The organism is Flammeovirgaceae bacterium SG7u.111 (assembly GCA_034044135.1).
Classification (GTDB): Bacteria; Bacteroidota; Bacteroidia; order Cytophagales; family Flammeovirgaceae.
On record CP139021.1, the window covers coordinates 2,236,482 to 2,257,671 of the forward strand.

Genomic DNA, 21,190 nt, shown 5'->3' on the forward strand with positions numbered 1-21,190 from the left:
TAGTTTAATTTTTTGCAAACAAAGCCTTTTGTGGCTTGATGTTCATCCACATCAAAATGGCAACTACATTGAGCGCCGCTCCTATAAAAAAGAAAGGTGTAACCGAACCTGTCCAGGCTTGCAGGTAAGGAAATGCGAGTGCGGTGAGAAATGATCCAACATTTCCGGCCATGTTCATGGTTCCCGAAACTGCTCCAGAGTTTTTCTTTCCAATATCTACACACAGCGACCAAGAAGGGCTTAAGGTCATATCTGCACCCAAAATTGCGAGCGATAAAAAGACAACAGCAGTGAAGGCGGTGTCCATATATACGCTACCGATCAAGCCGATGGCCGCAAAGGAAAAACCGATGATGGCAGGAAATCTTCTAGAAAGTTGCCATTTGTTTTTGGCATAAATAAAATCGACCATCCAACCCGAAATCCAGTTGCCAAATGCACCGAATAGGAGAGGGGCGGCAGCGTAAAACCCTGCTTCCATCGTATCCAATTCGTACTCTTTTTTGAGGTGGGGAAAAAGCCATGTAAGGGCAAAGAAAAAGGTGAAATTACTACAGAAATATTGTCCCATAGCTAGCCACATATTGCTCGATTTTACCATCGCTCCAAAGGAGAGCTTTTCAGGTTTTTCATCGCTGCTGCTCTGTCGGTTTGCTATAATATATTTTTTTTCAGCTTCAGAAATACCTGAGTGGCTTTCAGGATCGTCCCTGAACAGAAAGTACCAAGCAACTGCCCAAACTACTCCAATAACTCCCAGCACTACAAAAGCCATTCTCCAACCCAAATCGTTAACCATCCAAGCAACTACCGGAAGGGCAAATGCTGCTCCTAAGCGAGAACCTGAAAAGTTGATGCCCGTAACCAGTCCACGTTCTTTGAGCGGAATCCACGAAAACGTAGCTCTTGCCATGCCAGGGAATGCGCCTGCCTCGCCAGCTCCAAATAAAAAGCGGGCAAGCAACATGGAAATAAAATTGAAAGCTGCTCCAGTAAGTGAGGTGAAAATGGACCAAAAAGTTACCACTGCGGCAAGGGTTTTTCTTGGGCCAAGTTTATCGGCTACCATACCAGCAGGAGTTTGAAGTAGGGCGTAGCCAAGGGCAAATGCAGATAATATCCAACCCATTTGCTTATCGCTCAAGCCCAGTTCACTGGTGATAGGCCCTTTAGCTACCGAAATGCAGACCCTGTCAACATAAAGGAGTACAGCCAATAAAAATGTCCCCATTACCAAAAGGTATCGCTTGGGAAAGCCGCTTGGCTTTGTGATTTCTGAAGTCGTTTTTTCCATTTTCCATTTTTGTTTGAAGCTTTTGGCTTCGGTTTTCATATCAATTTTTTTATTGCTGTAGCTACAGCATTATCATCGCCCACATTTCCCGGGAAAACGACATAGGGCACACCCGGGTACTTAGCTTCTGCTCCTTGTTCCCATACGGGTACACCCGGCAAAATCTGTCCGATCGCCTTTGCTTTTTTGATGCCCAAACCTTTTGTTGCGGTGTCGCTTGAAGTGATTCCCCCTTTGGCAAGTACAAATTTGGGCTGAGATTTGAGCCCTTTTACGATGGCTACCAAGCTTTCGGAAATTTTATTTCCTATGTTTAGGCTGCTTGCGCCGTCATTTCCTTTTACTAGTAGCCTACTCGTATAGATTACCACAGTCTGTCCATAAGAAATTTTCTCATCCAGCTCAGCAATTAGCTTGGAAATGTAGTGGGCTGAGTCGCTTTCTAGCAAACGGTTTACATCAACCTCTTTGAAACTGAGGCTTTCCAATTCTTTTAGTTTTTCGAGTTGAGCGGACGTTTTGGGCACATACGAGCCTACTATTACAATGCCCCCATTTTCGTTTTTAAAGGTAAAGTCGTTACGTACCAAAGGTGGTTTTCGTTCTATACCAGCCAAAACGGGAACAATGGAAGCAGCAGTTCGGAACGTGAATTTCTTACCTTCCTTTTCTGCTTTTATGATGGCAATTACAATATTTTCCAAGTCCGAATAAGCTGCTGCATTTACCACGCAAGTCGCCCCATTATTCATAGAAATAAGTTGTTCAACTAGCTTTTCCGGCACAAGTCTCAGGTCGTCTAAGGAAATGCTTTCCACATCCGCAGCCTTAATTTTTCCCTTAGATTTTTCTTCTACCCATTTCGTAAGCTCAGCATTTTTGTAGCCAAAAGCAGCGTCTTGAGCAAAAGGCGTTTCAGATGCGGGTATGAGTTCTTCTCCTTCTTTTACCCAATGGGTATTGTTTATGGTAAATCTTCCTCCTTCAAAAAATGCGGGAATGAGCACCGTGATCGCACGTTCAATTCCAAGTGCTTCGCTCATGGCATCTACTTCGGCTGGGTAATGCCCCCTTAAGGTAGAATCGCCCCGGCTTACCACCATTATTTTGCGCTTCGCAGCTTCAGATGCTTTCTTCAGGTTTGCTCCTATTTCTTCGGCTAGGGCAGTCGCTTCGGGTTCTTGAAGGCTTCGTGAGTTGGTGAGAATGAAAAAAATAGGGCTTTTAGCTTCAAAAAGGCCCTGCAACAAACCAACTTCCCAAGTTGTAATTATATCAACGCCATGCACGGTTTGCGTGCCGGTAGGGTCATCATCCAAAATCACTAGTGTTCTTTCAGATTGACTGTTTAAGCGTTGGATTTTTTCCAATGAATTTGGTTGAACAAACTCTTTGGGTAAACTATCTATAGTTTCTTGGTAATTCACTTTCATATTTATCTAGTCTAACCTTTTGTTGGCGCAATCCTCTGGATTGAGTCCTCGGCAGAGTGACCTACTATTTTGTAAGCTTTAGTCTTGTAGGTATTTCAAATAACCACGACTGAAAGTATCTGATTTACTCAGCAGTCAACCCTTCTTTTTCCCAAGCAATAGCCCTGCAAGGTGCTCCATCTCCTTCCATTATCTTGAGAGGAAGTGCCATAAACTGAACTGATTCTGATGTTATTTTATCCAAATTACAAAGCCCTTCTACTATCACCACATTCCCTCCTAAAAGGATTTCATGGATTTTAGTGACTTCAGGCAAATTATTGACATCTGCAACCGAAGGAGGTTCTACCCCAATTAGTTTAATTCCTGTATCTACTATCCAGTTTGCCAATTCCTCGCTTATGCGCGGCAACAGGTTTCTGTACACTTCCAAGTCATCAATGTATTTGCTCCAACCAGTGCGGAAAAGTAAAATATCATCTTTTTTTGCTTGTGAAGCCGCTTTTTCCAAATCTTCCACCCTTATTAGTTGAGAAGATCCACAGTTAGGGATATCAACTAGCCAAGCTTTGCCCATGCAGCTTTCGACAGGGAGGCGATCGATGGTGAGTGGGCTTACACCAAAATGCAGCGGAGCATCCATATGCGTTCCCGAGTGGGAATACAAGTGAAGGGTTTTTGCATTCCATCCGTCCTCTGTAAGCGTACGGGCAGTGTCAAATGCCACCCCAGGCATTCCGGGGTGGTAAGTGAGTGTAAGGTCAATTATCTCTTTCATTGTTACTTGATCTCAGCTACAATAGCATCTGCTATTTCAGAAGTTTTGGCAGAGCCTCCCAAGTCAATAGTCAAAATGCCTTTTTGCGTGATAGCCTCGATGCCTTTTACAATATTAGCAGCAGCTTCCGCCTCGCCAATATGGTCGAGCAAAAGGGCACCAGACCAGATAGAACCAATTGGGTTGGCTTTTCCTTGTCCGGCAATATCAGGAGCAGAACCGTGGATAGGCTCGAACATAGAAGGGAAATCCCTTTCAGGGTTGATGTTGCCACTTGGCCCTAAGCCAAGGCTACCCATGATCGCACCGCCCAAGTCACTCAAAATGTCACCAATCATATTGGTAGTCAACACTACATCAAATACTTCTGGCTTCAATACAAAGCTAGCAGAGGCATTATCTACATACATTTTAGAATACTCAACATCAGGATACTGAGCGGCAACTTCACCAATTACCCTGTCCCAGTAAGCCAAGCTATGGATCAAGGTGTTAGACTTAGTTACGTTCGTAACCTTGTTTCTTCTTTTTCTGGCAAGCTTAAAAGAGTAGTGAGCTATTCTTTCGATGCCTGCTCTTGTGAAAACACTGGTGTCGGTAGCCAAACCAAAAGGCTCATCACCATGGACGATCTTACCATTCTGTACAAATTCGCCTTCGTTATTTTCTCTAATTACCACAAAGTCGATGTCCTCTTGCTTTTTGAATTTCAATGGGCCGTCGATACCTGGGAGTAATTTAACTGGGCGGTAGTTTACGTATTGGCTAAATCCAGCTCTTACTTTGAAAGTATAAAGCATGGCAGGCAGTGTATCATCTACTGCAGGGTCTCCTACTGCACCAAAGTAAATAGCATCATATCCTTTTAGAATTTCCAACCCATTTTCTGGCATGAATTCACCATGCTCTTTGTAATACCCAGCACCCCAAGGAAAGTGCTCTGTATCTAGTTTAAAGCCATATTTTTCGGCAACAGTATTCATTACTTTCAACCCGGCTGGAACAATCTCGTGTCCTATGCCATCACCATTCACTACAGCAATCTTATACGTTTTCATTTTGAAATTATAGTTGATTATATAAATTAATTCTACCTTATAAGGTGTAAGTTCTTCTTTTTTATGCTTTTTTGAGCAATACTACCCAGTCGTTTTCAGGGCTGCTTGGCGGGTTTCCTATAGAGACAGTTCCGCCTTCTGTTTCAGTCATGCTTCCGGTTTGGAGTGCTCCACCATTTTTAGGATCAAACCATTTAATGGTGTATTTTCCTTCCGCCAATTGGATGTTGGTAGAGCCTGTTCCATTCAAATAAACTGCATAGATTTCTCCTTCTTTGGCAAAGCAATACGCTCCTTCAGCATCTACAAGTCCATCTGCAGTTTCCATTTCCCAGAAAGGAAGGTTTTGGTGGAAAAATTCAAGGGCATATCTTGTTTGGTCCCACATATCATCGCGAGTTCTCCAGTCTTCACAGTTGAGGTCGGCATGGGCAAATTTATAGCCGAAGTACCATTCGGCACCGCCTCCGCCAGCCATCAGGTTGCCCCAAAGTGCTTCATACCTTACTGAATCATGCCCAACGTCATCTACATCAGGCACTACCCCCGAGTTGGCATTGCCAATTTCATCTTGAAATACAACCCATTGCTTACCTGCATTTTTAGATTTTTCTAGCCAGGCAATAGTCTCGCTATGTACATTTTTTGTTCTGCCTAATTGCATAGAAGGTCCGTCTAAGTATTCAAAACCGAGTAGAGGTTCCATGCCATGGTACCTGAATTTTCGTGAAGCATGTGTGTGTACCACTGTGAAATGTTGGTAAGGATCGGTTTCCTTTATATACTGGATCATGTCCTTTTGTTGCTGGGTGTTTTGCCCGTAAGGTGTGAAGTTGGCAGGACCATTTTCTTCCCCTATGTTCCATGTAATAGCTGGGTGGTGGGCAAATCGGGCAACCAATTCTCTTATATAAGTCTTACGCTCAATGTCGGTATAGCCGCTATCCAAAATCATCTCGTTTTCAGTCTCTTGCAATACCAAGTGCATCATCAGTCCAAGGCTGTCCATGTGGGTAAAAACCATTTCCCATTGGTCAAGCTTGCTGCAATCGAAGCGAAAACGCTCGGTATGGGAAGTGTAAGGCCATACGTCTTTGCTATCGCCATCAATATTCATGGTGAGCATGTACACTACGTTCATTCCCTTTCCTGCCAAGTAGTTTAGCGCACCAATTATTCCTTTTCCTTTGCCATTTTGCCAAGTAGGGTCGCCCTCGTTCCAGTCTTGGAGGTGTGCTTCCCATTTCTTTACATAGCTTTTTTTAGGATTGTGCGAATATGTCCCATCAAAATCTTCGGTAGCCAAAAAGTTCTCGGGGCTATCTGCTCCGCCTTTAAGGTAGTATTCGCCACTTTCTTCAAACTTCAAATATCTTTCGCCTACGTACGATAGCAAGCCTTTGCTCCTTAAGTCGCGTTCGCCTTTATCTGAGGTAATTACATTGAATTTTCCACTTTTTCCATCAAAAGCTGTTGCTTCACCAGCAGCTGGGTCGGTGCTTATTACAATGTTTTTTCCTTGGCGGAAAGAAGCAGAATAGCTCCACTCGCCGAGGGCATTTGGAGAAAAACGAACTTTCCAGATGTTTCCAGCTTCGGCACTGGTTTCAGCGGCGTTTCCATCGGCAGCATAAAACCCAGGGATCTGGATGGTTTGAGAACCATTGGTAAACGTCACTACCAAACGGTAATCTGTAAAAGGGTTGAGTTCAGCTTGTTCGCTACTTTCAGGACCTGAAAAAGAGAGCTCGACTTTATGCCACTTTTGGAAAGTGGGGGTATTTTCTTCGGTTTGCCCACACCCTACAAGTAGTAGGATTGGTGTGATAAATAACAGGATTCGGTTCAGTTTCATATTCAGTTTAGAAGGTGAAAATTGTATTATTTGTATATTTTTTCACGAAGTGGCCTTCATGCGTCCAAAAGCTTGTTTGATACTTCTGGTCGGCTTATTCTTAAGGTAAAGTTTATTTGATTGAAAGACCTAGAAAAAGTGCCTGATTTTTCACCAGAAACTTTTGCAAACCTTGCCGAAAACCTTTGCAAAAGTCTTCTTCTTTTCCCAAATTGCTCAAGAAGTTAAGAAGAGCTAATCCTGAAGAGTTCGTGATTTTAGAATTATTTCACGAGAAATGGTAGGCTTAAAATTGTATTATTTATGGAGAAAGCAGAAGTTACGCTAAAGAGCTTGGCAAAAGAGTTGGGGCTTTCCATCTCTACGGTTTCCAGAGCTTTGCGCAATCACCCAGATGTAAATACCGAAACCAAAAAGAAGGTAATGGAGCTTGCTACCGACTTAGACTACGAGCCCAACATACTGGCTTTGAACTTGCTCAAGAAAAGGGCAAATACTATTGGGGTAATTGTTCCTTATATCGGTTATCACTTATACGCAAGAGCTATTTCGGGGATAGAAAATGTGGCGAATAAGGCGGGTTATAATATTATTATCTGCCAATCCAATGAGTCTTTTGGTAGTGAGGCTCAAGATGTGAAAGACTTAATATCGGGGAGGGTAGCTGGCTTTATTATATCTCTATCGAGCGAAACAGAAGAGTTTTCCCATTTCAAAAAAATTATCCAAAAAGGAACTCCCTTGGTGTTTTTCAACAGAGAATGCGAAGAAATTGATACTTCTAAAGTAGTTATTGATAATTATGAAGCGGCTTATGAAGCTACAGAGCACTTGATTTCAGTTGGTTGCAAGCGGGTTGCTTACTTGGGAGGTCCAGATACTGTGCAGATCAGTAACAAACGACTGGAAGGATACAAAGCCGCATTGAAAAAAAACGGACAAGAAATAGATGAAAGCCTTTTTGTCCACTGCGGTTTTAGTAGAGAAGAGACAATGACAGGGGCAAGAAAAATGCTTTTTCATACGAATCCGCCTGATGCTGTTTTGGCTTATAGCGACCAAATGGCAATAAGTATGATGCTGGTGGCTAAAGAAAGAGGCTTGCAAATACCACAGGAACTTTGCGTAATTGGCTTCAATAATGAACCCGTTTGCGAACTGATAGAGCCTGCACTTACCAGCATTTCCCAGCCTAGTTTCCAAATGGGTGAAATAGCAGCTCAAAGGTTGTTGGAGCAAATAAATGCGAGCGAAGAATCCCCTTTTGATCCTCAAAAAGATGTGCTTAAATCCAAATTGATCATAAGAGGCTCTACCAATAGGCATAAAAAAACACCTTCTGGTTAGAAGGTGTTTCGTATATATAGGAAAAAACTATTCTACTGTTACAGATTTAGCCAAGTTACGTGGCTGGTCCACATTACAGCCTCTCATGAGGGCGATATGGTAAGAAAGCAACTGAAGTGGAATCACCGAAACCATTGGCATGATGGCCTCGTGGGTAGAAGGAACTTCAATTACGTGGTCGACCATTTTCGGGATTAATGCATCACCTTTCGTCACCACGGCTATTACTTTCCCCTTCCTAGCTTTCACTTCTTGGATGTTCGAAACAATTTTATCGTATGAACTATCCCTTGTAGCGATTACCACCACTGGCATTTCTTCATCTATCAAGGCGATAGGCCCGTGCTTCATTTCTGCTGCAGGATAGCCCTCCGCATGGATGTAAGATATCTCTTTCAGCTTCAGAGCTCCTTCTAGGGCTACTGGGAAGTTATAGCCACGTCCGAGGTAAAGAAAATTGCTTGCATCTTTAAAAATCGCACTGATTTTTTCAATCTGATCATTCAACTGAAGCACTTTTTCAATTTTAGCCGGAACGCTTTCTAGTTGGTTCAAAAGCTCAATAAACTGGTTATCCGTGATCGTTTTTTTATGCTTGGCAAGAGATAGTGCGAGGATATAAAGAACAGAAAGCTGGGCGGTAAATGCTTTGGTGCTAGCCACACCTATCTCAGGACCGGCATGGGTATAAGCACCTTCATCGGATGCTCTGGAAATAGAAGAACCAACTACGTTACAAACCCCTAAGATAATTGCTCCCTTTGATTTGGCTAGCTCAATAGCGGCAAGCGTATCTGCTGTTTCCCCTGATTGGGAAATGGCAATCACCACGTCGCCTGGGTTGATAATAGGATTTCTATACCTAAACTCAGAAGCATATTCTACCTCTACCGAAGTACGGGCAAGCTCTTCTATCACATATTCGGCTACCAGCCCAGCGTGCCATGAAGTTCCACAAGCAACAATGATGATCCTTTGGGCATTTGCCAAATCATTCATATGCTTCCGGATACCTCCAAGTTTAGCGTATTGTTTACTTGCAATAAGCCTTCCTCTGAGCGAATCGGAAACAGACTTTGGTTGCTCGAAGATTTCTTTGAGCATGAAGTAATCAAAACCGCCCTTTTCTATCGCTTCAAGCTCCATTTCCAAAGTTTGGATATATGGGATATTGGTTACATCTTCTAATGTTTTTACCGTAAGCTCACCGTCTCTGGTCATCAAAGCAATTTCCTCATCTTTGAGGTAAACCACATTTTTGGTGTATTCTATAATAGGTGTCGCATCAGAAGCTAGGAAAAACTCTTGATTGTCCTCACCAATCCCAATAACCAATGGGCTGCCTTTTCTGGCAGCAATAATTTGATCGGGCTCATCTTCAGAAACGATAGCGATGGCATATGCACCAACTACTTTGGTAAGGGCAATTCTCACCGCTTCAAACAAACTACAGTTATTGCTCTTTTTTATTTCCCCAATGAAATGAATCATGACTTCTGAGTCTGTTTCACTCAAGAACTCATGTCCTTTTCCTTCCAGGTCTTTTTTTATAGAAGCATAGTTTTCTATAATACCATTGTGAATGATGGCGAGCTTTTTATCTGAAGAATAGTGTGGGTGAGCATTGCGATCACTTGGTTCGCCATGGGTCGCCCATCTAGTATGTCCGATTCCAATCGTTCCATTTAGGTTTTTTCCTTTCGAGTGAGCTTCTAGGTCGCTTACTTTCCCTTTTTTCTTATAAACAGATAGGTTTTTGTCGATAAGAGCGATGCCAGCACTATCATAGCCACGGTATTCTAGTCTTTTAAGACCTTTTATCAAGATTTCAGCTGCATTTCTATGCCCAATGTATCCGACTATTCCACACATATTGTATTTTCTTTAATTTAATGAGAAGGTTAAATTATTAGTTGTATTAACAGATGGTCAAAACTTGGCTTATTGTACGTTTTTGATCCTTTAGTACCAAGTAACAGACAAATGACTTATCTCGGTGATCAAAACTAAGCATCACAATTGAAAAATTAAGGTTTCATTCAGGAAATTCTGCTTTTCCTGTACTGGCTTTCCGCATTGTTCAAACAGGATGGTTATCTATGGCTTGTTGTTGGCTTTAACAAGGAGGAAACCTTAAAATGTTATGCCATTTACAAATTTCTTTAGTAGTTTCGTTTCATACTACGCAAAATTTTTTATTCAACCCACAAATGAAAATGAACAATACGAAACAATTTTTTTCACCAAGCTTCTTTTTTCTGTTGTTGCTTGCTCAACTTTCCTTTGCCGAGGTACAGCCAGCTCTTCTTTTTAGTGACAACATGGTCATCCAGCGAAATGTGGAAGTACCTGTGTGGGGCTGGGCAGACCGCAAGGAGCGGGTAACTGTTCGCTTTAATGGGCAGGTGCTCAAGGCAAAGCCCAACAAGGCAGGAAAGTGGATGGTGAAATTAGCCCCTACTCCTGCAGGAGGTCCTTATGAAATGGTGATTTCTGGCAAAAAAGGTACTACTACCGTCAAAAATATCATGGTTGGTGAAGTATGGGTTTGCTCGGGGCAATCGAACATGGAATGGGTATTGGAAAACACAAAGAATGCTGAAGCAGAAATTGCATCTGCCAACCACCCCATGATCAGGCATTTCAAAGTACCCAAAAAGGTTAGTCATTTACCTCTTGACAAATTGGATGGTGGCGAGTGGGAGGTATGTAGTCCCAACACTGCGGCATCTTTCACGGCCGTGGGCTATTATTTTGCTAAAGAGCTATTGGGAACAGAAAACGTGGCAATTGGGTTGCTCAATACCAGTTGGGGCGGGACTATTGTTGAAACTTGGATCAGTGCCGAAGCTATCAATACGATTCCAACCTATGGAGAAGTAGTAACAGAATTGCAAGCGAGTAATCTGGGTGAGCTGTTCAATAAAAGAAAAGCTGCTTTAGTAGAAAAGTTGGGCGATTTGCCAACCAAAGATGCTGGTTATGTAAATGGAAAAGGGCTTTGGGCGTCTCCCGAGCTCGACCGGTCAGACTGGAAACCGATAGAACTCCCCGGTTTGTGGGAAGGTAAGGGCTTAGACGATTTGGATGGGGTTGTTTGGCTTTCAAAAGAAATAGAATTAACCGATGAGCAGGTTGAAAATGGCATTACCATTAACTTAGGGCCTATTGATGATCAAGACATTACTTGGGTAAATGGGGTAAAAGTGGGAGAAACACCAGGTCCTTACAATAAAGTACGTACCTATTATGCTGCAAATTCTATACTTAAAACAGGAAAGAATTTGATAGTGGTAAGGGTAAATGATACTGGCGGAGGTGGCGGTATTTACCCTAAGCCAGAAGACTTCTATATTGAGTCGAACAAAGAAAAACTGAGCTTGGTTGGGGAGTGGCAATATAAAGTTGGTGCTGCTGAAATCAATATATCTGCTAACCCTAATAGCAAACCGACACTCCTTTATAATGCAATGGTGAATCCATTAATCCCTTTTGCTTTCAAAGGGGCTATTTGGTACCAAGGTGAATCTAATGCAGGTCAAGCTTACCAATACAGGGAGAACTTCCCGCTAATGATCAAGGATTGGAGGCAAAAGTGGGGCATAGGCGATTTTCCTTTTTTATGGGTTCAATTGGCCAATTATATGGCTCCGCCAACAACCCCTACCGATAGTGAATGGGCCGAACTCAGAGAGGCTCAAACGAAAACACTTTCATTGCCAAACACTGGAATGGCAGTGATTATTGATATTGGAGAAGAGCATGATATCCATCCTCGGAATAAAGAAGATGTGGGGAAAAGGCTTTCTTTAGCAGCAAGGAAAGTAGCGTATGGGGAAGACTTGGTGTATTCAAGTCCCATGTACAAGTCGATGAAAGTTGAAGGAAATAAGATTCGAATCAGTTTCGATCATGTAGGCAGTGGTTTGGAAATAAGAGATAAATATGGATACTTGAATGGTTTTGCCATAGCTGGTGCAGATAAGAAGTTTTACTGGGCAAAGGCCGAAATTGAGGGAAACGAAGTGATAGTTTATTCAGATAAAGTGGAAGCCCCTGTAGCAGTACGATATGGCTGGGCGGATAATCCTGATGACTTGAACTTGTACAACAAAGAAGGCTTGCCTGCGAACCCATTCCGTACCGATGCCTGGGATGGAATTACCAAAGATGTAATTAGGCGTTTTTAAGAAGGGCTGTGTTCAATGTCCATATGTTTTTGCGGGTGTTTTGCCTAAAGCAGGTTTTGTTTTCTTGTGGAAATTCTAATGGGTTGGATGGCTGCTCTCCAAAAGGGCAGCTTTTTTTTTAGCAAAAACTAAGACGCTGTTTGGAAAAATATCTATGAATTTCAAAACAACTTCTTAATTAAATTCCGAACCTAATATTTCTTCACCAAACTTTTCCCCTTTCGAAATCCAAAAGTTGTTGTAGCCTCCGCCAATTTGAATAGCGATGTAGTTGCTAGCCAACATTTCCAAAATTGCTAGGAAATTGAAAATAACAGCAATCTTGTTCGCATCCAAAGAGATGAGCTTTTCGAAAGAAAGGCGCTCTTGTGTTCCAAGCATGTTCAAAATATAGCCTTTTTGTTCTTCTACTTTGTAAGGGTAGGGGGTTACCTTGTGGATGGGCCGTTCTTTTACCTCGCTCATGCGTTTCATTACTTGCTGGTAAACTTTTAAGAGTTTGTAAAGGTCGAGCTCTTCCATTTCAGAGTCTACATTGCTCGTTTCGCTAAGCTTTTTTATTTCTTTCACCACATTGCCCCGCTTTTCTTTTTGGAGCATGGTTTCTTCCCAAGCTTCCAGCTCGCCCAGTACCGACTTGTACTTTTTGTATTCTAACAAGTGCCTCACCAGCTCTTCTCTTGGGTCAATTTCATTACCTTCCTCGTCTTTTTCCACCCTTGGGAGCAACATCTTGGCTTTGATCCGCATCAAGGTAGAAGCCACCAAAATAAATTCGCTGGCTACTTCCATGTTCATCTTTTCTAACTGGTGGAGGTAGTCCAAAAAATCTTGTGTGATGCTAGATATAGGAATATCGTGGATATCCAACTCATCCCTTCTGATGAAAAAGAGCAAGAGATCGAACGGACCTTCAAATAGTGGGATTTTTACCTCAAAATGTTCTTCCAAAGCTTTTTGTTTAATATAAAAATCTGATAAATGAGCCTGGATATAAATGTCATTCCGTGTCAGGCACGGAATGACTTGCTAAAGTATTTAATAAGGAGCTTTCACCTTAGCGATATCGTTAATGCGTTTCATGGCCATATCAATAGCGACTGTTTGCGCATTTTTCTTCTCGCTTACCGATTGGCTTATCACCTCTAGTGATTTTCCATAAATCTTCTCCACATGAGCCTTTGTCCAATCGTGGCTTGCTTTTATAACTTCGGCATACACATTTATTACACCACCAGAGTTGATCAAGAAATCAGGTCCATAGATAATCCCTTTTTTCACGCACAGATCACCGTGGATAGCCTCATCTTCCAACTGGTTGTTGGCACAGCCCGCTATAATGTCGCATTTGAGCCTGTCGAGTGTTTGGTGGTTTACTGTTGCGCCCAGCGCACAAGGCGAGTATATATCTACATCTAGGTCGTAGATTTCATCCATCCCAACAGCCTCTACTTTGTATTTGCTTGTAATCTCTTTTAGCTTATCCTCGTAAAATTCGGAAACATAGATTTTACACCCTTCTTTTTGGAGATAATCGATGATGATTTCTCCCACAGATCCAACCCCTTGTACCGAAACCTTTTTTCCTTCCAAACTATCCGAACCGTAGGCAACTTTAGCGGCAGCTTTCATCCCCATGTACACGCCGTAGGCCGTGTGTGGAGAAGGGTCGCCCATTCCTCCTAGGTACTCAGGCATTCCACTTACGTGCTCCGTTTGCATGCCGATATATTCCATATCTTGGGCGTTCATTCCCACATCTTCGGCAGTAATGTATTTGCCGTTGAGATTGTTGAGAAATTTGCCAAAAGCCCTCAAAAGAGGCTCGGTTTTCGTTTTCCGCGGATCGCCAATGATGACCGCTTTTCCACCGCCGGCATTTAGCCCAGCAATAGCATTTTTGAAGGTCATTCCCCTCGAAAGCCTCAAAACATCTCTCAATGCCTCTTGTTCCGATTGATATGCCCAGAGCCTTGTGCCGCCAATGGCTGGCCCCAGCACCGTGTTGTGGATGCCAACTATAGCTTTTAAGCCTGTGTGTTCGTCGTGGCAATAGACCACTTGTTCGTGCCCCATTTCGGTAAGGGCAGAAAAAACACTTTGTTCGGTTGAAGAAACTTCGTTTGTCACCTTTTCCTCCATTGTCATCATAAGTTGTGTGTGGTTGTTTGTAAATGTGTTAATTTTCTTGAGCAGGTCACTATCTTAAGTTTCTAAGGCTTAAGAACCACAATTTCTCTTGCTCGCATGTGTTGTTTGGTTGAGGTTTGTTTTTGAACAACCTCTTATTTTTATTATGAAACATTTTATGCTGAAATCGGCTTATAAAAAAGTGCATTCAGCTAATGTTTACTATAGCATAGGCCCAAATCTAGAAATAATCGCTATAAAATTAGTTAGTTTTGCTTGCCAAATAGCAAACCGAAGTATCGGCTAAACTTACACATTCTATGTAAATAGCAGTTTGAACTGTGTTTACGCAATTTATATTTTCAAATACCTTCATCAATGAGCAAAGCACCTGAGACGAAAAGCGGAAAAATTTTTGATGCCAAGATCCTGAAAAGGATTTTCCCTTTCGTAAGACCTTACATAAATTGGTTTTGGGTACTCGTATTCCTTACCATTTCCCTCGCAATAGTTGCACCGATCCGCCCCATCCTCATCAAAATGACCATTGATGACTTTGTGATTCCCGGTGATTTTCAAGGCTTGCTCAAAATGACCTATTGGCTTATAGCCACGGCACTTTTGCAGGCATTTATCCAGTTTTCCCATACCTACCTTTCAGGCTGGTTGGGGCAGTATGTGATTCGGGACATGCGGGTAAAGCTTTACAAGCATATTTTGGGATTGAGGCTCAGGTTCTACGACAAAACACCCATAGGGCAGCTCGTGACCCGAACCGTATCCGATATTGAACAACTTTCCGAGATTTTCACCAATGGAGTTGCCGCTATTATTGGAGACCTACTCCAGCTCGTAGTAATCTTGGCCGTAATGCTTTCCATGAACTGGAAACTGACATTGGTTACCATGTGTACGTTCCCTTTTATGATCATCACCACGTACATTTTCAAAGAGAAAATTAAATATGCTTTCAATAGGGTGAGAAATGCGGTTTCAAACCTCAATACCTTCGTGCAAGAACATATAACGGGAATGAGCATTGTGCAAATTTTCAATAGTGAAGAACGCGAGTACAAGAAGTTTGAGAAAATAAATAAAGAGCATTTAAGGGCGAATATCAAAACAGTAATGTATTACTCCATTTATTTTCCTGTAGCGGAAATAGTAGGTGCGGTGAGTACGGGTTTGCTGATTTGGTACGGTACAAAGAGCGTGATTGAGGTAAACATGGATCCGGGCGTTATCGTTGCTTTTATTTTGTTCATCAATTTGTTTTTCCGACCGTTGAGGATGCTGGCGGATAGGTTTAATACCTTGCAGTTGGGTATCGTAAGTTCTGATAGGATTTTGAAATTGCTCGATAACCAAGACCATATTTCAGACGATGGAGAGTACGAAACCGACCACCTAAAAGGCGATGTGAAGTTTGAGGATGTTTCTTTTGCCTACGATGATGAAACCTTTGTGTTGAAAAATATTTCTTTCGAAGTAAAACCTGGGGAAACCGTCGCTTTTGTAGGAGCTACCGGTGCCGGAAAATCGTCTATCATCAACCTTATTTCACGTTTTTATGAGATAAACAAAGGAAGGATTTTGATAGATGAGAAGGATGTGACCGAGTACAAATTGCAAAACCTCCGCAGCCATATTGGCGTGGTGTTGCAAGATGTGTTTCTGTTTTCGGGAAGTATCCGCGATAATATCACCTTGGGAAATAAGGATATCAGCAATGAAAAAGTGATGGAAGCTGCTGAGCTAGTTGGTGCGAAGGAATTCATCGAGCGCTTGCCCGGCGGGTTAGACTACAACGTGATGGAGCGGGGCGCAACCCTTAGCGTGGGGCAAAGGCAACTGATATCTTTTGTGAGGGCTATGGTGTACGACCCCGAAATTATCATCCTCGATGAGGCAACTTCTTCGGTAGATAGCGAAACGGAGGAAATGATCCAAAAGGCAATTGATAAACTGATGAAGGGCAGAACTTCCATCGTAATTGCCCACCGCTTGGCTACCATCCAGAAAGCTGACAAGATCATTGTGATGGACAAAGGCGAAATTATGGAAATAGGCAACCACGACGAGTTGCTAGAGTTGGAAGGCTTTTATTCTCAGCTCTACAAAATCCAGTACAAAGAGGTGGCTCAGGCGAGGTGATTTGGTTGATGTTCAAAATATATAAAACGTCTAGTGCGAGTGTCCACTCGTGCTTAAAAATGATGTTCGGCGTCTTGCTTAACTTTCAAAAACATGCTTAAGTTGATGACATTGAGAGGGATGGTTGCGTTTATGCAAAAATCAACCATCCTATAAAGAAGATGAAAGCAACGAAGCTAATGATGGTCAGAAGGGCGTAAAGGCAGGAGGCTTCTTGTCCATCTTTGAGGTGTTTTTTGATTTCGATAGAGAGTTTTCCCTTAGCGTCTGCAACTCTCCTAAACCGAAGATGGACGGGGCGTTTTATCACGTTCAGGTTGCAGATGCCAGTTAGTCTCCAGATAGTGTGCTCCTCTTCTTGCAAAATATAAAACCAGTATGCGAGCCCTCCCCCTTGGCTTTTTTCAAGATGAAGCTTCCCTCCGTTGTTGAGGTTGATCACTTCTTTTTCCAAGTCCACTTCCTCAACTTCCCTTTCTACAACCTTCACCCCTTTTTCCTTCAATATATCCACCAGCTCATCCGATTTGCCAAAAATAATAATTGCTTCCTTACCATGGCGCAAGGTGTGTAGCTCAAATTCTTGCCTTCTGAAGCGCCATAGCGCCATGTCTGAATAGGGGTATTTTTTGGTTCGTGAAAATTGAAGGTAGTCCTCAGTCAACACAAAAGTTAAGGTTTTCTCTATCTCGAAAATGAAATATTCTTTCTTTATGCTCATTTGGAGTGCCTATTCTCGTTTTAAATGCTATAAAAAAATGTTTGCCTAAATCTGGGTGCTCGTTTCGTTTCCACCGCTTTTTTGATGATCATTGGAAAACTAATTTCCAAAAGTAGTATAATTTACTATTTGACTCTTGATCTATTGGGTGAGGTAGGGATATTATAATTTATAACTTCTACCTTATAACTATTGCTCAATAGATTTATCAATTAAAATCATAAAGAACCTTACTATTTCAAAAGATTCAGAAGCTTATTTATATGCCGTTCTCATTTTTTAATAACTCCTTTCGGATAGCACTTGCCCTTTTTGTGGTCTTCACACCAGTGTTTTATTACTTTTCTACTATCCATCATTTAGATATGTACGGGCACTGCTTGCATATTCAGGCTTTTGTGGAAACAGGAATTTGGCGACCTAATGTTGGCTACTACCTTTTGGTGTGGGCTTTAGCTTTTTTCTCTACCGATTTTTTTATCCTACAATTGAGCACAGGCTTTGTCCTTGCCTTTTTTGTGGCGTGGAAGTTTTGGCTGAGCACAAAGCTACTTGTGGCTGAACTTGGAAAAGAGAAAAAAGCTTTGCTAAACTTTACTATGTTGCTATTGGCTTTTGTGTTTTCCCTGCCCGTTTGGTACAACAACTGGTATTTTGGGCAAATCCCGCCCAACCACTGGCACAACAGTACCACCATTATGCTTTTCCCATTTGCATTGCTGCTGTTTTGGGAAAGCTATCATTTTTTGGAAAATCCTGAGCCTAGCATGCTTCCTTTTTTGGTGTTGCTTACGTTACTCAATGTACTGGTGAAGCCAAGCTTTTTCTTTTGTGTGGCAATGGTCTACCCACTTTTTTTACTTTCTTCCTTTAGGTTTAAGAGAGCTTTTTGGCTGGGGTTGGTTCCTGTGGTGGTAGGAATATTGGGTGTGGGCATTCAGTATTATTTCCTCTATGCCAGCGGCCCAGAAGCAGCCGAGTTGCTTAGCGGAGAGGGTGGAGGGGTGAAAATAGCCCCTTTCCATATCTGGAATTATTATTCTAAGAATATCCTGCTTTCTATTCTTTTTTCTTTCCCCTTGCCTCTTTTCTTTTTTGTTCTTTACAGAAAAAAACTAAGGCAAGAACGTCTGTTCTTTTATGCCTTGGCTTTGCTAGGGGCTGCCGTATTTATCTTTGCCTTCTTTTCCGAAACGGGGAGGAGGGAGTACCACAGCAATTTTATTTGGCAAGCGATAGTGGCGAGCTACGTGTTGCATTGGGTGTGTGTGTTGCTGTTTTTTAAGTGGAGATTGCTCTCCTTAGGTTTCAAAGGGCTGGATAAGCCTGAAAAAGCACTCGTTTATCTTTATGTTTTCCAAGCATTTATTGGGGTGCTGTATGTGATAAGGATGTTGTTGAAACATGGTTCCTATGCTTAGACTAGCATTGATTTGCATAAAATTTAACTTTTTCCTCCGACATCTTGTTCTTATTGGTAAACAATGCCTTTGAATTGAATCCAGAAAATACGCCGATAATGGACAAGAAGGAAGCTCGACGGAAAGGAACAGCCGTGTTTTTGGGTGGATTGTATTTGCCATTAGTCTGTTTGCTAGCAGGGTTCGCGTGGAGCTGTGGGCAAGCTGGAGAAGAAAAAGGTAATAGTAATAAAATAAAAACTGAACAGGCTATGTACTTCAACCAATGGAAAAAAAGACATCTCGACAGTTTGTTTTTGATGTTAGAAACAGCAGAAGACCCAGGATATAATGAGCAATTGGTAGGGGAGATTTGGAAAACGTGGTTGCAAAGCGGGGACGATGCGCTGGACGAGCTGATGCAGCAAGGAATAAAAGCTATTTCGGTTTCGGATTATAAGGAAGCTGTGGAGTTGTTTACAGAAATTATAGAGGAAAACCCAGAGTATGCCGAAGGATGGAACAAAAGGGCAACGGTGTATTACCTCAACGGGGAGTTTAAAAAGTCGATGGATGATATTGCGGTGACCTTGGAGCTAGAACCAAGGCATTTTGGGGCACTTTCGGGCTTGACTACTATCTATATGGAGCTGGGCGAGCAAAAACGAGCATTGGACATCATTGAAAAAATGCTGGGTATAAACCCTTACCAACCTGTACTGAAAAGACAAGCGGATATGATTTATGCCCAGCTAAATATCAAGCGAACTTGATGCTTATTTTACTTCAAGAAGCTCTACTTCGAAGATCAAGGTAGCATTTGGCCCAATCTGCCCGCCTCCAGCACCTTGTGGACCGTAAGCCAAGTCACCTGGGATGTAGAATTTGAATTTAGAGCCAACTTTCATTAGTTGAACACCTTCAGTCCAACCTTTGATTACTCTGTTCAATGGAAATTCTACTGGCTCACCAGCGTCAACCGAGCTATCGAAAACAGTTCCGTCGGTTAGAGTACCGTGATAGTGAACTTTTACAGTGCTTTCAGCAGTTGGTTGAGCACCCGTTCCTTCTGTAAGGATTTCGTACTGCAAGCCGCTTTCTGTTTCAATCACGTTGCTATTGTTAGCCTTGTTTTCTGCTAACCAAGCTTTGCCTTCTTCCAAAGATGCTTGAGCAGCTTTGTTTTGCTCAGCCATCATTTCGGCTTGCTTAGCTTGGAAAAATGACTGAACGATCATTTGACAAGTAGCGTCGTCAAGCATTTTTGTATTAGTAGTATCATATGCATCGTTGATGCCTTTCGCTACAGCTTCGAGGTTAAACCCATCGATGCCTTGTTGAGCAATACTGTTTCCTATGTCAATACCTATTGCATAGCTCACACTGTCGATGTTAGAGCTCAAAGATACATTAGATGGGCCGCCTTTTTCACAGCTAGTAAACATGAATAGCGCTGCAAGGGCTGCAAAAATTGAAATGTTCTTAATCATTAGAATAAATAAATTAGTGATGTATGTGATTTTTCAGTTCAAAAGCTTAGAAGTTGGCAATGTGCCCCCTTTAAAAGCTCCGCAAATATGCGAAAATATGTAAAGGAAATAACTGATTGTCCTCAAAACCTTTGACTTTGTAATAAGTTAGAGAGGAATGGGTAGAAAAATGAAATAAGAAAATTGAGTTAGTCAGTATGTATATGAAAGGTATATTTTGGCTTCTTTCAGGTGCATATATGCTTTTTTAATCAATGTGAATTTCCAATAAAAAGTAAAGAAACTTTCAAAGAGTTGAGCTATAATTTTAGTTGATGTACTTTTGCAAACTACAACCAGAGATAAACTAATGTCACAAAACATCTATTTTTTATCGGGCATTGAAAAATGCAAAAAAGGGGAATTTGCCGAGGCTATTCTCAGTTTCGACAAATCGCTCAAAATGGATCCCAAGCACTTGGAAACCTTTTATAACAGGGGGGTGGCACACCTCAAGTTAGGGGAGTTCGTATTGGCTATCCAAGACTTTGATAGCGCTGTAGGGTTAGCGCCCTTGCGCGCAGATATTTTCTCTGAAAGAGGGGTGGCCTTTCACCTTCAAGGCAACAACCAAAAGGCGTTGGAAGACTTCAACCATGCTCAGCAACTAGAGCCGCAGAACCCTTACCGTTACTCGAGCAGGGCGTATGTAAAAGCGAAGATGGGGGATGTGAGAAGTGCCATTGCCGATTATGAAAAAGCCATAGCCCTCGATCCTGAAGATGAAGTGGCATACAATAATCTGGGCATGCTCCAAGACCAATTGGGCTACAGGGAAAGGGCCAACAACAGCTTTAAGAAAGCTGATAAACTGGCAGGAGTGGAAGACAAGGCAATGGATGGTCCAGAAATCGATGAAATGCTTGCTAAGCACCGAGCCGAAAAAGAAGCTGAGAGGCAAAGACAAGCGCAAGTAGCCCAAGAGAGAAGGGAAGCTTTCAAAGTGGAAACTACTCAAAATACCCTAAGCAAATGGCGTATAGTAAAGGACGTGTTCTCCAAAAGAGAAACCTTTCAAGAGTTTGTAAGTTTTTTGAAAGGCGGGCTGAAGAGGAAAGGAACTGGGTAGATGTTTGAATAATTTAAGATGATAAAACAAGGTCGAGGTGGTGTCAATCCATCTCGACCTTGTTTATTTGCCCTCAAAAGAACCCCCATCTTTTGAACAAATCGAAATTGTACTGTATACTTTGGCAAAACAGGGGAGCGACTAACAATTCCACTGGGCAGAGGTGGAAATTAAGGTAAACAGCGTTGTAGTCCCTTGCGATGGAGTAGACGGGTAGAGAGTGAGTTTTGAT

16 protein-coding genes are annotated in these 21,190 nt (G+C 42.2%); 6 read left to right on the top strand and 10 right to left on the bottom strand.

The genetic code is table 11. The features are described 5' to 3' along the window. Nucleotides 1-4: 4 nt before the first annotated feature. The 5 genes from R9C00_08805 to R9C00_08825 form a co-directional block, all read right to left on the bottom strand. The gene (locus R9C00_08805) at nucleotides 5-1,333 is read right to left on the bottom strand and encodes an MFS transporter (protein ID WPO37547.1); all 1,329 of its coding nucleotides are present in this window, start codon (nucleotides 1,331-1,333) and stop codon (nucleotides 5-7) included. Next, nucleotides 1,330-2,727: a four-carbon acid sugar kinase family protein gene (locus R9C00_08810; GenBank protein WPO37548.1), complete on the bottom strand. Its 1,398-nt coding sequence runs from the start codon at nucleotides 2,725-2,727 to the stop codon at nucleotides 1,330-1,332. Before R9C00_08810 ends, R9C00_08805 begins: the two co-directional genes overlap by 4 nt. 124 nt (nucleotides 2,728-2,851) lie before the next feature. Further along, nucleotides 2,852-3,505 carry a cyclase family protein gene (locus R9C00_08815; GenBank protein ID WPO37549.1) on the bottom strand — a complete coding sequence of 218 codons (654 nt, stop codon included), beginning with the start codon at nucleotides 3,503-3,505 and terminating at the stop codon, nucleotides 2,852-2,854. A 2-nt stretch (nucleotides 3,506-3,507) separates the two neighbouring features. Next, nucleotides 3,508-4,563 (bottom strand): tartrate dehydrogenase, encoded by a 1,056-nt coding sequence (locus R9C00_08820; protein WPO37550.1) that lies wholly within the window; start codon nucleotides 4,561-4,563, stop codon nucleotides 3,508-3,510. A 61-nt stretch (nucleotides 4,564-4,624) separates the two neighbouring features. Further along, on the bottom strand, nucleotides 4,625-6,418 hold the full coding sequence (locus R9C00_08825) for a DUF5060 domain-containing protein (protein WPO37551.1): 1,794 nt from the start codon (nucleotides 6,416-6,418) through the stop codon (nucleotides 4,625-4,627). A gap of 303 nt (nucleotides 6,419-6,721) precedes the next feature. Here R9C00_08825 and R9C00_08830 point away from each other — a divergent pair, with 303 nt between their 5' ends. After that, on the top strand, nucleotides 6,722-7,765 hold the full coding sequence (locus tag R9C00_08830) for a LacI family DNA-binding transcriptional regulator (protein ID WPO37552.1): 1,044 nt from the start codon (nucleotides 6,722-6,724) through the stop codon (nucleotides 7,763-7,765). A 27-nt stretch (nucleotides 7,766-7,792) separates the two neighbouring features. Here the strand turns inward: R9C00_08830 and glmS are convergent, their stop codons facing one another. Then, on the bottom strand, nucleotides 7,793-9,637 hold the full coding sequence (gene glmS / locus R9C00_08835; GenBank protein WPO37553.1) for a glutamine--fructose-6-phosphate transaminase (isomerizing): 1,845 nt from the start codon (nucleotides 9,635-9,637) through the stop codon (nucleotides 7,793-7,795). Nucleotides 9,638-9,981: 344 nt separating this feature from the next. Between glmS and R9C00_08840 the strand changes: the two genes are divergently transcribed. Further along, a complete protein-coding gene (locus R9C00_08840; GenBank protein ID WPO37554.1) occupies nucleotides 9,982-11,955 on the top strand; it encodes a sialate O-acetylesterase in 1,974 nt (657 codons plus the stop codon). A 174-nt stretch (nucleotides 11,956-12,129) separates the two neighbouring features. Here the strand turns inward: R9C00_08840 and R9C00_08845 are convergent, their stop codons facing one another. Together R9C00_08845 and R9C00_08850 are read right to left on the bottom strand one after the other, a co-directional pair. Further along, a complete protein-coding gene (locus R9C00_08845; GenBank protein ID WPO37555.1) occupies nucleotides 12,130-12,906 on the bottom strand; it encodes a segregation/condensation protein A in 777 nt (258 codons plus the stop codon). Nucleotides 12,907-12,993: 87 nt separating this feature from the next. Continuing rightward, a complete protein-coding gene (locus R9C00_08850) occupies nucleotides 12,994-14,106 on the bottom strand; it encodes a Glu/Leu/Phe/Val dehydrogenase dimerization domain-containing protein (protein WPO37556.1) in 1,113 nt (370 codons plus the stop codon). 357 nt (nucleotides 14,107-14,463) lie between these two features. On the opposite strand from R9C00_08850, the gene R9C00_08855 reads away from it, so the two are divergent. Further along, nucleotides 14,464-16,239: an ABC transporter ATP-binding protein gene (locus R9C00_08855; GenBank protein WPO37557.1), complete on the top strand. Its 1,776-nt coding sequence runs from the start codon at nucleotides 14,464-14,466 to the stop codon at nucleotides 16,237-16,239. A 130-nt stretch (nucleotides 16,240-16,369) separates the two neighbouring features. Here the strand turns inward: R9C00_08855 and R9C00_08860 are convergent, their stop codons facing one another. After that, the gene (locus R9C00_08860; GenBank protein ID WPO37558.1) at nucleotides 16,370-16,960 is read right to left on the bottom strand and encodes a hypothetical protein; all 591 of its coding nucleotides are present in this window, start codon (nucleotides 16,958-16,960) and stop codon (nucleotides 16,370-16,372) included. A gap of 263 nt (nucleotides 16,961-17,223) precedes the next feature. Here R9C00_08860 and R9C00_08865 point away from each other — a divergent pair, with 263 nt between their 5' ends. Continuing rightward, nucleotides 17,224-18,381: a hypothetical protein gene (locus R9C00_08865; protein WPO37559.1), complete on the top strand. Its 1,158-nt coding sequence runs from the start codon at nucleotides 17,224-17,226 to the stop codon at nucleotides 18,379-18,381. Between the two features lie 98 nt (nucleotides 18,382-18,479). Continuing rightward, nucleotides 18,480-19,133 (top strand): hypothetical protein, encoded by a 654-nt coding sequence (locus tag R9C00_08870; GenBank protein WPO37560.1) that lies wholly within the window; start codon nucleotides 18,480-18,482, stop codon nucleotides 19,131-19,133. Between the two features lie 3 nt (nucleotides 19,134-19,136). Here R9C00_08870 and R9C00_08875 read toward each other — a convergent pair whose 3' ends face one another. Further along, a complete protein-coding gene (locus tag R9C00_08875) occupies nucleotides 19,137-19,850 on the bottom strand; it encodes an FKBP-type peptidyl-prolyl cis-trans isomerase (GenBank protein WPO37561.1) in 714 nt (237 codons plus the stop codon). Between the two features lie 349 nt (nucleotides 19,851-20,199). Here R9C00_08875 and R9C00_08880 point away from each other — a divergent pair, with 349 nt between their 5' ends. Continuing rightward, a complete protein-coding gene (locus R9C00_08880) occupies nucleotides 20,200-20,958 on the top strand; it encodes a tetratricopeptide repeat protein (GenBank protein ID WPO37562.1) in 759 nt (252 codons plus the stop codon). The last annotated feature ends 232 nt before the right edge of the window (nucleotides 20,959-21,190 follow it).

Bases quoted from the DNA above. Each gene is read 5' to 3' on its own strand.
- R9C00_08805 (WPO37547.1), bottom strand. From the start codon at position 1,333: ATGAAAACCGAAGCCAAAAGCTTCAAACAAAAATGGAAAATGGAAAAA.
- R9C00_08810 (WPO37548.1), bottom strand. From the start codon at position 2,727: ATGAAAGTGAATTACCAAGAAACTATAGATAGTTTACCCAAAGAGTTT.
- R9C00_08815 (WPO37549.1), bottom strand. From the start codon at position 3,505: ATGAAAGAGATAATTGACCTTACACTCACTTACCACCCCGGAATGCCT.
- R9C00_08820 (WPO37550.1), bottom strand. From the start codon at position 4,563: ATGAAAACGTATAAGATTGCTGTAGTGAATGGTGATGGCATAGGACAC.
- R9C00_08825 (WPO37551.1), bottom strand. From the start codon at position 6,418: ATGAAACTGAACCGAATCCTGTTATTTATCACACCAATCCTACTACTT.
- R9C00_08830 (WPO37552.1), top strand. From the start codon at position 6,722: ATGGAGAAAGCAGAAGTTACGCTAAAGAGCTTGGCAAAAGAGTTGGGG.
- glmS (WPO37553.1), bottom strand. From the start codon at position 9,637: ATGTGTGGAATAGTCGGATACATTGGGCATAGAAATGCAGCTGAAATC.
- R9C00_08840 (WPO37554.1), top strand. From the start codon at position 9,982: ATGAACAATACGAAACAATTTTTTTCACCAAGCTTCTTTTTTCTGTTG.
- R9C00_08850 (WPO37556.1), bottom strand. From the start codon at position 14,106: ATGATGACAATGGAGGAAAAGGTGACAAACGAAGTTTCTTCAACCGAA.
- R9C00_08855 (WPO37557.1), top strand. From the start codon at position 14,464: ATGAGCAAAGCACCTGAGACGAAAAGCGGAAAAATTTTTGATGCCAAG.
- R9C00_08860 (WPO37558.1), bottom strand. From the start codon at position 16,960: ATGAGCATAAAGAAAGAATATTTCATTTTCGAGATAGAGAAAACCTTA.
- R9C00_08865 (WPO37559.1), top strand. From the start codon at position 17,224: ATGCCGTTCTCATTTTTTAATAACTCCTTTCGGATAGCACTTGCCCTT.
- R9C00_08870 (WPO37560.1), top strand. From the start codon at position 18,480: ATGGACAAGAAGGAAGCTCGACGGAAAGGAACAGCCGTGTTTTTGGGT.
- R9C00_08875 (WPO37561.1), bottom strand. From the start codon at position 19,850: ATGATTAAGAACATTTCAATTTTTGCAGCCCTTGCAGCGCTATTCATG.
- R9C00_08880 (WPO37562.1), top strand. From the start codon at position 20,200: ATGTCACAAAACATCTATTTTTTATCGGGCATTGAAAAATGCAAAAAA.